We start from the raw sequence: 11,407 nt of genomic DNA on the forward strand, positions 1-11,407 counted from the left end.
ACACTCATCACATTAACCAAAAAAATCGATCTAAAATAATAGCTTATGTGAAAATAGCTTTCATATGAAGGTATGAATAGATAAAAAATATAGCTTTAATGTAAAACATATTTAATTATTATATTTAACATTTAGCCGAACGGATATAAAAAACGCCCGCCCCTTTCGGTAGCGGGCGTCTTAACGTCCGGATGGAACCAGCTGATGATCATTTGCTGATTTTGCGTGCATTTCCTGCACTTAAATCGCCTGCCAGACGCTATCTCGCGTTGAAGATACCCGGCGTTTTAGCTTAGTTGCTCAAGCCGTAAATTATTGATTACGTCGTAATCACTTGATTCTCCAGGGTAAATAATCTGTATATCAAGGGGCACATCTTGATTTGGCCCGATAATGTGTCCCGCTCTGCTTTCCAGATAAACGTGGCCCTCTACAGACTTTTCAATATTCAAAATGATCCAGTTAGCATTCGTTTTCAGCCAATCAGGGCTGACCTCTGCACTTTCAGGCAGAACAAACGACAATTCCCAGGAACTCACTTGTTCATCCCGGGATGTGAGCACCAGATGATAACTGTAAATATATTCGGGTTGGTCCCAGACTAATTTCCAGTGGGACATTAATTGCTGAGTAACTTGTAATGGTTTTGGTTCAGTCACATGAACCAATGTAGTGACCACATTATTACCCGTATTGATCACACCAATGGGGGCATGTAATCTGCACACCAGTTCTGTTGAACCTACCGCTTTTCCTGTTACCGGAATTCGAAGAATAACGGAACTGTTCGCAGGAACAGTAACGGCAGGAACCGTAGACACAGAGATAATATCTGTATTATTAATCGTCACATTAATCGTGACATTTTCTACTGTGGTTGCACTATTATTTTCAATTTTACATTTAAATAAATACCGTTCATCAATACCAACACTAAAATCACTTTCAGCCAGTATTACCAGATTTACTTCATTCACCGGGGCACTCACCACCGAACGCACCGCGTCATTCCAGGAATTGCTTCCAAGAGGATAATCATAAAGTGAAGAAATTTCCTTCCCCGCAGAGACTGCCAGCGTCTGCCCATCAAGATAAATTCCCGACACCAATGTAGCAGCCTGACTCATATTATTGACGACGCTCGAAACGCCGCCCCCTTCGCCAAGGATGAATCCATAGCTTTCTAATTGTGCCTGATCTACCTGAATATCAGGAGAAATGACCAGAATATCGCCTACTACCTTGTTGAAACCCACGTTAGTAAATAAGCATAATTTACCGTCCGGGCAATTGTCCACTCCCGAGCTTTTTTTAATAAGATAAATATCTTGATCTGCCATAATGTAACCCTCCGATTTATTTAAAATAGTTCACCTTAGATAAATATGTTTAAAGTGAACGTGCATGTGTTTCGAAAACTCACATGCGTACCATAAACAGTAATGAGTTATAAAAAGAGATCTGGGAAATAAAAACTACATCAAAAACATCATTTTATATAATGCGTCATATTTTAAATTAATGACGGATATTATTTATCTCTATTTTATCGTGCCGGGGGATATTACTGAAGTGAGGTGTCATTGCGGAACTTCTAACGACTGTCGACAAAAAAGATGATATCTGAAGGTGCGGTGATGAAATTTATGCAAAAAAAACCGCAGGCGAACCTGCGGCTGATAAGAGAATGTGAAAAGATTAGTCCTTGATCCGCGCGTGCATTTCCTGCACTGAAATCACCTGCTCGGTCGGGTCAGAAGACAGCGCCATCGCGGTAGCAAACCCACCGTTCAGCGTGGTGTCGTAATGCACTTTGTATTGCAGTGCGCTGCGACGGATAAGCTTGGAGTCTTCAATCGCCTGACGTCCCGCCGTGGTGTTCACGATATAGACATATTCGCCGTTCTTAATACGGTCCTGAATATGCGGACGGCCTTCATGCACCTTGTTGACCAGACGCGGGTTAATCCCGGCTTCGCCCAGCACGACTGCGGTACCGTGTGTCGCATCCAGCTCGAAGCCGCGTTTAAGCAGTTTAGCGGCTAAATCCACCACACGACCTTTGTCACCTTCGCGAACTGACAACAATGCACGACCGGTTTTCTTCATGCCGGAGTTACTGCCCAGCTGCGCTTTGGCAAAGGCTTCTGCGAAGGTGCGGCCCACGCCCATGACTTCACCGGTGGAACGCATTTCCGGCCCCAGAATCGGGTCAACGCCAGGGAATTTGTTGAACGGCAGTACCACTTCTTTCACGGAGTAGTAAGGCGGGATCACTTCTTCGGTAATGCCCTGCTGTGCCAGAGTCTGACCCGCCATCACGCGAGCCGCCACTTTCGCCAGCGCCACACCGGTCGCTTTGGACACAAACGGTACGGTACGGGCTGCACGCGGGTTAACTTCAATCAGGTAAACTTCGTTGTTCTTCACCGCAAACTGGACGTTCATCAGGCCGCGAACGCTTAGCTCGAAAGCCAGTTTCTCGACCTGCTGACGCATCACATCCTGAATTTCTTTGCTCAACGTGTAGCACGGTAATGAACATGCGGAGTCACCGGAGTGAACGCCAGCCTGTTCGATGTGCTCCATGATGCCGCCAATCAGCACGCGTTCACCATCACAGATAGCATCAACGTCAACTTCAACGGCGTCGTCAAGGAAACGGTCCAGCAAAACTGGTGCATCGTTGGAAACGCTCACCGCGTTCTGGAAGTAACGGCGCAGGTCGATTTCGTCGTAGACGATTTCCATCGCGCGGCCGCCCAGAACATAAGACGGACGAACGACCAGCGGATAACCGATACCCGCCGCTTTTTCGACAGCCTGTTCGATAGTGGCAACGGTGGCGTTCGCCGGTTGTTTCAGCCCCAGACGGTGAACCGCCTGCTGGAAACGTTCACGGTCTTCGGCGCGGTCGATTGCATCCGGGCTGGTACCGATAATGGGTACGCCAGCGGCTTCCAGTTCACGCGCAAGTTTCAGCGGAGTCTGGCCGCCGTACTGAACAATCACACCTTTCGGCTGTTCGATACGCACGATTTCCAGCACATCTTCCAGTGTGACAGATTCGAAGTACAGACGGTCGGAGGTGTCGTAGTCGGTAGACACGGTTTCCGGGTTACAGTTAACCATAATGGTTTCGTAACCGTCTTCGCGCAGCGCCAGTGAGGCGTGTACGCAGCAATAGTCGAACTCGATACCCTGACCGATACGGTTTGGACCACCGCCCAGCACCATGATTTTTGGCTTATCATTGGTCGGGTTGGATTCGCACTCTTCTTCATACGTGGAGTACATGTATGCTGTATCGGTTGAGAATTCCGCCGCACAGGTATCCACACGTTTGTAGACCGGATGCAGATTGTATTTGTGGCGCAGTTTGCGCACTTCGCTTTCTGAAACGCCAACCAGTTTCGCCAGACGCAGATCCGCAAACCCTTTGCGCTTAAGCATGCGCAGGTAATCGTGGGTCAGAATGTTGAAGCCGCCTTCAGCCACTTCATTTTCCAGTTTCACCAGTTCTTCAATCTGCACCAGGAACCAGCGGTCTACGTTGGTCAGGTTGAAGATACCGTCAACGGACATCCCGGCGCGGAATGCATCAGCGATGTACCAGATACGCTCGGCACCGGCTTCTTTCAGTTCACGACGGATTTTGGTCAGCGCTTCCGGGTCATCCAGACTTACTTTAGGGTCAAAACCGCTCGCGCCAACTTCCAGACCGCGCAGGGCTTTTTGCAGAGATTCCTGCTGGGTGCGGCCAATCGCCATCACTTCGCCGACAGATTTCATCTGCGTGGTCAGACGGTCGTTGGCACCGGCAAATTTCTCGAAGTTAAAGCGAGGAATTTTGGTCACAACGTAGTCGATGGACGGTTCGAACGAGGCCGGGGTTTTGCCGCCAGTGATGTCGTTCATCAGCTCATCGAGGGTGTAACCCACTGCCAGTTTCGCGGCCACTTTGGCAATCGGGAAACCCGTCGCTTTAGAAGCCAGCGCGGAAGAACGTGATACGCGCGGGTTCATTTCGATAACGATCAGACGGCCATTTTTCGGGTTCACCGAGAACTGGACGTTAGAGCCACCCGTTTCTACACCGATTTCACGCAGTACCGCCATCGAGGCGTTACGCATGATTTGGTATTCTTTGTCGGTCAGGGTCTGCGCTGGCGCCACGGTGATGGAGTCACCGGTGTGGATACCCATTGCATCGAAGTTTTCGATAGAGCAGACGATGATGCAGTTGTCGTTTTTATCACGCACCACTTCCATCTCGTACTCTTTCCAGCCAATCAGCGACTCATCAATCAGCAGCTCTTTGGTTGGGGAAAGATCCAGACCGCGTTCGCAAATCTCTTCAAACTCTTCACGGTTGTACGCAATCCCGCCACCGGTGCCACCCATGGTGAAGGAAGGACGGATGATGCACGGGAAGCCAACATCAGCGGCAACCGCCAGCGCTTCTTCCATGGTGTGTGCGATACCGGAACGGGCAGTGTCGAGGCCGATTTTTTTCATCGCCACGTCGAAACGGCGACGGTCTTCCGCTTTATCAATCGCATCGGCGGTCGCACCAATCATGGTGACGCCGAACTCTTCCAGCACACCCTGACGTTCCAGTTCCAGCGCACAGTTCAGTGCGGTCTGGCCGCCCATGGTTGGCAGCACGGCGTCCGGACGTTCTTTCTCGATAATTTTGCGCACAACTTCCCAATGAATTGGCTCGATGTAAGTCGCATCGGCCATTTCAGGGTCGGTCATGATGGTCGCAGGGTTGGAGTTCACCAGAATGACGCGGTAACCCTCTTCACGCAGCGCCTTACACGCCTGCGCACCCGAGTAGTCAAATTCACAAGCCTGGCCGATAACAATCGGGCCGGCGCCCAGGATCAGGATGCTTTTTATGTCTGTACGTTTTGGCATTTTTTCTTGCTCCTGATTTATTTGCCTATAAGAGTGGCGTCGTTTTTATTTGTAGCGCGAAAAGCTTCAATCAGTTCAATGAAGTGGTCGAACAGCGGTGCCGCATCGTGCGGGCCCGGACTGGCTTCAGGGTGGCCTTGGAAGCTGAACGCGGCTTTATCTGTGCGATGAATGCCCTGCACTGTGTGGTCGAACAGAGATTTGTGGGTCACGCGCAGACTGGCAGGCAGATCCGTTTCATCAACTGCAAAACCGTGGTTCTGTGCGGTGATCATCACGATATCTTTATCGAGATCTTTTACCGGATGGTTGCCACCATGGTGGCCAAGCTTCATTTTTACGGTCTTCGCCCCGCTGGCCAGCGCCAGTAACTGGTGGCCGAGACAGATGCCGAATACCGGAATGTCGGTTTCGAGGAAAGATTTAATCGCCGCAATGGCGTAATCACATGGCTCCGGGTCACCCGGGCCGTTGGACAGGAAGATACCGTCCGGATTCATCTTCAGCACGTCTTCGGCTGAAGTTTGCGCAGGAACTACTGTCAGACGGCAACCACGATCCACCAGCATACGCAGGATATTACGTTTCGCGCCGTAGTCGTACGCCACCACGTGGAATGGCAGTTCTTCAGATTTCTTCGCTTCCGGCAGATCGCCTTCCAGCGTCCAGCTGCCTTGCTGCCAGCTGTAGGATTCTGTCGTCGTGACTTCTTTCGCCAGATCCATCCCTTTCAGCCCCGGGAATGCTTTGGCTTTTTGCAGCGCCAGTTCAGCATCCGGTGAATCGCCCGCGATGATGCAGCCGTTCTGTGCGCCTTTCTCGCGTAACAGACGGGTCAGCTTACGGGTATCAATATCGGCGATGGCAACGATGTTGTTGCGCTTGAGGTAATCAGAGAGGTTTTCTTCACTACGGTAATTGCTGGCAATCAGAGGTAAATCGCGAATGACCAGGCCTTGAGCGTGTACTGCGGAGGATTCTGCGTCAGCGGCATTGGTGCCGACATTACCGATATGGGGATAAGTGAGAGTGACAATCTGGCGGGAATAGGAAGGATCAGTGAGGATTTCTTGATAACCGGTCATCGACGTATTGAAGACCACTTCCCCCACTGCCGACCCTTCTGCCCCGATGGCCCGACCGTGGAATTGGGTTCCGTCTTCCAGAACCAATAGCGCTGACTTTATCAAAGCATCCTCCAAGAATAATAAATCACAATATCTGCATATTAATTCAGATAACCCGATCTAAATCAATGCAAAAATCGCTCCCAAAGCCAATTTTTGGCAAATTGCGCGCATTCTAATGATGGCAGTACGGTTTGTCTACCAAAAGCACCAATATTTCTCTTCTTTTTGTACAACTCAGAGAAAAGGCTCTATGACTGCCATAAAAATAGCGCCTAAGTAAGCATAGTAACCGTTTGCGGGAGAGGATGTCTGGAAATTGGCGAGGAAAGTGGGATTGTTACAGAACGGGAGAGTTGCCATGCTCAAAAAACAAGCATTGCAATGTGCAAAATAAGAGAAAACACTCAAAAAAAGACAATACGAACATAAATAGCAGTAAAGCCATTATTTTTAAATAAAAAGAGAAGGGCAATCAAGGAACTGCCCTTTTATCAAAACATTATGACCAAAACAACCACATCACATCTAAATCATCTTTTACAAATCGTCTAACCCGAGCACGTCGCGCATGTCATAAAGACCGCTTTTATGTGAAAAAAGCCATTTACCTGCACGAACCGCGCCATTGGCAAAAGTCATACGGCTGGAAGCCTTGTGCGTAATCTCAACACGCTCGCCAATATCCGCAAACATCGCGGTATGTTCACCGACGATATCGCCTGCACGAATCGTGGCAAAACCAATACTTTTTGGATCACGTTCACCCGTATGACCTTCACGGGCATACACCGCACACTCTTTGAGATCACGGCCTAATGCTCCGGCAATCGCTTCACCCATCGCCAGTGCTGTACCTGAAGGTGCATCAACTTTATGACGGTGGTGCGCTTCCACGATTTCGATATCCGTGTAATCGCCCATAACTTTGGCCGCTTTTTCCAGCAGCTTGAGAACAACATTCACGCCCACGCTGAAGTTGGCGGCAAAAACCACCGGAATGACCTCAGAAGCCTGCTTGATTGCAGCCTTCCCGGCCTCATCAAAGCCCGTAGTCCCGATAATCATGCCTTTATGGTGCTTCTGGCAAAACTCCAGATGCGCCAGCGTGCCTTCCGGACGGGTAAAGTCGATCAAAATATCGAAGTCATTCGCCACAGCGTCCAGATTGTCATGCACTTTGATGCCCATAGTACCGACACCGGCCAGTTCACCCGCATCGGCACCCACTAAGGAAGAGCCAGAACGTTCCAGCGCTGCGCCCAACACCACGCCATCGGCATCGGATACGGCCTGAATCAGCTGCCGGCCCATACGGCCACCTGCGCCAACAATGGCCATGCGAATATCAGCGTTACTCATAATTACTCTCTTCTTATAGGGGTTCTGCCATGAAACAGAATCAGGTTATCGGCCCCGCTATGAGGGAGCCAGCGAAATTGCCACATAATTAGAAAATTATGATACAGGCCGGTTAATATCAGTAAAAGCTATCTGGTTTCAGGTTACTAAACGTAGGGTTTTGTGTTAACCCGCTGACGAAACTGGAACTTACCGGGCAAAATCCACCAAAAAGTCCGTAAAAACACCATTCGCATAATCATGCAATAGTCTGCATAAACACTGCTATTCAAACAGCCCGGTCACCTTATCATCCACTTTCGTGATTTTACCACCGTCCTTCAGGGCACCGTCTGACAATATGTGATTCAGGATACAAGCGAATATGGCGGCAATATTCGCAAATTTTTTCCTGCTGCCGGAATGACAAATAAAGCACCAAACGCAGCATTTCTTAGATCTGAAACATTAAATTTTTATTATATGTTGATAAATAATATTGATAAAACCAATGATTGTGGTAATAAATAGCAACCTAATTTTAACTGCCGAAATTTGATTTAAACGCAGTCAAAATGAGTAGCCTGGATCCATAAGGCGCGTCTTCACCCTCACCAGACAGTCATCAGTGAGGGGAAAAATAAAAATACAGGGCCAATATTGTTGCTGAATTTTCTAATCAGCATGTTGGCACAGGGACTCAATATGAAATTCAACTTAAACAAAGTCGCGCAGGCGACAACTGCTGGCCTGCTCTTCGGCTTTGCCTCTTTCGCTTCACACGCAGAAATCACCCTGATCAAACAAGACCCGCAGCCGAACGATCCGCTGAGCCGCCTGCAATTCCAGGTTGGCGGCAGTATTCGTCCGCAGTTCCAGTTCCAGAACGGCGTGAAAAACTACAAAACCAACGGTTTTGATGGCGGCACTCGTTTCCGTTTCTCTGCCGATTATTATCTGTTTGATGATATCAGCTGGATTAACTACTACGAACTGGGCGTAAATATCCCTGCCCTGACTGGCTGGGATAATCACTATGCAGAAGGCGCGCATAACACCAGCCGCCGTATGCTTTACACCGGTCTGAAAAGCAAAACCTACGGCCAGCTGACTTTTGGTCAGCAAAACAGCGTTTACTACGATGTGGTCGGTGCGAAAACCGATATCTGGGACTACGACATGCTCGCCCAGGCACCAGGTAATGGTGTGAACGGCGACTACGACGGTTCTTACCGTTCACGTAAAATGCTGAAATACAAAAACACCTTCGGCGATGCTGACGTGTATGCCTCTTACCTGTTCGAGGACAATGAGCTGCTGACCGGCAAAAATGGCCTGCGTTACAAACGTAACGGCGGCGGTTCCGTCGGTGTGGATTACCACATCACCAAAGACCTGACCTGGGGTACGGCGTACAACTACACCGACGCAGAAATGAGAAACCCGGGTGATAACACGTCTAAAGACTACAACCAGAGCATTGTCGGTACCGCGCTGAGCTGGAAACCTGGCAACTGGACAGCATCCTTCGGCGGCGGTTACTACCATGACTTCCTGACCACTGGCGTAAAAACTGAAGATCGCTTCTTCGCAGGTGATGCATACGGTCTGGAATACTTCCTCGGTTATGCCTTCCCTATCAATCAGCTGGCAGTTAAAACTATTCAGCCATACTTCATGGGCGACCGTCTGACCTATGTGACTGGCCGTAATTACCAGCGTATTGATAACGGTCTGGGTGTGTCCTTCCAGCTTGATTACGGTTTCCGTGTTGATTACGAGCACGTGTTCACATCCTCTACCGATAACCTCGGTGATATGAACCTGATCCGTCTGCGTTACGACTTCTAAGCCTTTACGACTGAACTTTAAGGGCCGGCTTTACGTCTTATTGACGGGCTGGCCCTTTCTTTTTACATCATTTCATCTATCCCGCAGAGGCAAAGCCAGACTAGACTCATAGAGACAGTTGTCGCTATATCCATTTTGTAACCTGCAGGAGAGCTTTGCGATGTCAGCATTATTCCGGTCCGACATAACTGCCATTGGCGACTATCGAGCCGAATTGGGTGAAACTCCCGTCTGGTGCCAGCGCACACAATCTTTGCTTTGGGTCGATATTCTGGCTCAGCGCGTTTTGCGCTACTGGCCTGATACCGGACAAACTCAAATTCATGAACTCCCGGCGCTGACCAGCGCAGTGTTGCTGACTGAAAAAAGAAATCATTTTTTGCTGGTTTCCGTCGACGGGATCCACCTCTACGATTACGAGCAAAAATCCCGCCAGAAGCTTTGCGATTATCCCGGTGCCGAAGGCACGCGACCGAACGAAGCAGCCATCGCGCCCGACGGTTCACTGTGGTTTGGTACGCTTGATATAAAGGAAGAGAAGGACAACGGCGAATGGTTCCGCTATGAAGCGGGGGCTGATAAACCTGAAATGATGCTCGACGGTGTCGGTTGTACCAATACGCTGGTCTGGCATGAAGGTAAAGTCTGGTTTGCCGACAGCAAGAAGAAACGCTTCTTCTCGGCCAATTCCCGCCGGATCAATCCGCTTAAAATATCCTGCTTCTCTTCAGGCGATAAAACACCGGATGGCTCAGCACTGACACAAAATGGCTGGCTGATCACCGCCTGCTGGGGATCAAAATGCCTGCTGCGTCAGCAGATTAATCAGGGTGAATTACTGACGCTGGACACGCAACCGGTGCCGGTGACGCAACCGAGCTGCTGCACGTTTGGTGGGCCGGATATGACAGAGCTGTTTATCACGTCAGCCCGTAAAAACCTCGACGCGCCGCATGCGCTGGAAGGTGCGTTACTGCATGTAGAAACCACCACGGTGGGTGCGCCGCAGAATTTGTTTAAACTGTGATTTTACACAGACGCCGGGCAGCCGGCGTTTCCCTTCCTTCTTCAGAACTTTGCGCTACCACAGGACTCACGGATCACCAGTGACGGGGGTAGAATGATCCGCTTCGGCGGTTCATCATTGCCTTGGATGCGGCTAAACAAAAGCTGTCCGGCTTTGCGCCCTATTTCACGGGCGGCGACGGAAACCGTGGTGAGTGCTGGCTGAACCAATGAAGCTTCTGAAATATCATCAAACCCTACCAGCGCAAAATCGCGGCCAATGACTTTATCTTTTTGCCGGAGCGCGAGCATGACACCCAACGCCACAATATCCTGATAGCACACCGCCGCCGTAATCTGCGGGAAGGCAGCAAGCAGCGCCGTACAAGCCTGTGCGCCTGAACTCTGTGTCGCTTCACAACTGATGATCCATTCACTGCGCACAGGGATCTGATTTTCCAGCAATTTACTGCTATAGCCTCCCAGGCGCTGAGCGCGGGTGGAAGATCCTTCCTGCCCGCCAATAAATGCGATGTTCCGGTGTCCCTGATTAAGCAGATGCTGCGTCGCTAGCTGGATGCCGAGAAAGTTATCCGTGCCCACATAATCAAACCCGCTGTCCGCCGGAGAGCGAACTGCCATAATCACCGGGATCTGGCGCCGCTTAAGGCTTTCATAAAACAGCGCCGGCGTTTGTCTCGCCGCACACATCACCATACCGCTGGCATTGTTTTGTAGCAGAGAATCGACAAACCGCTGCTGGCGTTGCGCTGATTCCGCCGTATTGGCCAGAAATAACATCATCTGATGACTTTCCATCTCGTCACTTAATCCCGCCGTCATTTCTGCATAGAAAGGATTGGTGATGTCGTGCAGCAGCAACCCGACCTGATTACTGCTGCGGTTACGCAGATTCGCCGCCGTCTGGTTATACACGTATCCCAGCTCTTCCAGCGCGGCCAGCACCCGTTTGCGGGTCACGTCCGAAATCCGCCCCTGGTTGCGCAAAACCAGTGAGACCGTTGCCGTTGAAACCTGTGCATGCGCAGCAACGTCCGCCAGCGTAATGGTTGCCATCGCAACCTCCTGTGTGAATCTTCGGTAAGAATAAGCACAAGATAAATCGATTAACCTAAAAATGAGCATTTTTATCATTATTT

7 protein-coding genes are annotated in these 11,407 nt (G+C 50.0%); 2 read left to right on the forward strand and 5 right to left on the reverse strand.

Annotation, left to right across the window (positions count from 1 at the left end; all coding sequences use genetic code 11):
• Window positions 1–287: 287 nt before the first annotated feature.
• From J1778_RS20045 to dapB, 4 genes are all read right to left on the reverse strand, one after another.
• Complete coding sequence (locus J1778_RS20045; RefSeq protein WP_217174657.1) at window positions 288–1,340, reverse strand: peptidase inhibitor family I36 protein; 1,053 nt, start codon at window positions 1,338–1,340, stop codon at window positions 288–290.
• Window positions 1,341–1,698: 358 nt separating this feature from the next.
• The gene (carB, locus tag J1778_RS20050) at window positions 1,699–4,923 is read right to left on the reverse strand and encodes a carbamoyl-phosphate synthase large subunit (RefSeq protein WP_217174658.1); all 3,225 of its coding nucleotides are present in this window, start codon (window positions 4,921–4,923) and stop codon (window positions 1,699–1,701) included.
• A gap of 17 nt (window positions 4,924–4,940) precedes the next feature.
• Complete coding sequence (carA, locus tag J1778_RS20055; protein ID WP_217174659.1) at window positions 4,941–6,113, reverse strand: glutamine-hydrolyzing carbamoyl-phosphate synthase small subunit; 1,173 nt, start codon at window positions 6,111–6,113, stop codon at window positions 4,941–4,943.
• A gap of 477 nt (window positions 6,114–6,590) precedes the next feature.
• Window positions 6,591–7,412: a 4-hydroxy-tetrahydrodipicolinate reductase gene (gene dapB / locus J1778_RS20060; protein WP_217174660.1), complete on the reverse strand. Its 822-nt coding sequence runs from the start codon at window positions 7,410–7,412 to the stop codon at window positions 6,591–6,593.
• 684 nt (window positions 7,413–8,096) lie between these two features.
• Here dapB and J1778_RS20065 point away from each other — a divergent pair.
• Both J1778_RS20065 and J1778_RS20070 read left to right on the forward strand, forming a co-directional pair.
• A complete protein-coding gene (locus tag J1778_RS20065) occupies window positions 8,097–9,242 on the forward strand; it encodes a porin (protein ID WP_217174661.1) in 1,146 nt (381 codons plus the stop codon).
• 160 nt (window positions 9,243–9,402) lie between these two features.
• Entirely contained in the window at window positions 9,403–10,269 is an 867-nt protein-coding gene (locus tag J1778_RS20070) for an SMP-30/gluconolactonase/LRE family protein (RefSeq protein WP_217174662.1), read from the forward strand.
• Between the two features lie 41 nt (window positions 10,270–10,310).
• Here J1778_RS20070 and J1778_RS20075 read toward each other — a convergent pair whose 3' ends face one another.
• Window positions 10,311–11,324 (reverse strand): LacI family DNA-binding transcriptional regulator, encoded by a 1,014-nt coding sequence (locus J1778_RS20075; RefSeq protein WP_217174663.1) that lies wholly within the window; start codon window positions 11,322–11,324, stop codon window positions 10,311–10,313.
• Window positions 11,325–11,407 lie beyond the last annotated feature (83 nt).

The sequence above is a fragment of the Rahnella bonaserana genome (assembly GCF_019049675.1).
GTDB lineage: Bacteria > Pseudomonadota > Gammaproteobacteria > Enterobacterales > Enterobacteriaceae > Rahnella > Rahnella bonaserana.

Excerpts from the sequence above, each read along its gene's own strand:
- J1778_RS20045 (WP_217174657.1), bottom strand. The coding sequence starts at position 1,340 with ATGGCAGATCAAGATATTTATCTTATTAAAAAAAGCTCGGGAGTGGAC.
- carB (WP_217174658.1), bottom strand. The coding sequence starts at position 4,923 with ATGCCAAAACGTACAGACATAAAAAGCATCCTGATCCTGGGCGCCGGC.
- dapB (WP_217174660.1), bottom strand. The coding sequence starts at position 7,412 with ATGAGTAACGCTGATATTCGCATGGCCATTGTTGGCGCAGGTGGCCGT.
- J1778_RS20065 (WP_217174661.1), top strand. The coding sequence starts at position 8,097 with ATGAAATTCAACTTAAACAAAGTCGCGCAGGCGACAACTGCTGGCCTG.
- J1778_RS20070 (WP_217174662.1), top strand. The coding sequence starts at position 9,403 with ATGTCAGCATTATTCCGGTCCGACATAACTGCCATTGGCGACTATCGA.
- J1778_RS20075 (WP_217174663.1), bottom strand. The coding sequence starts at position 11,324 with ATGGCAACCATTACGCTGGCGGACGTTGCTGCGCATGCACAGGTTTCA.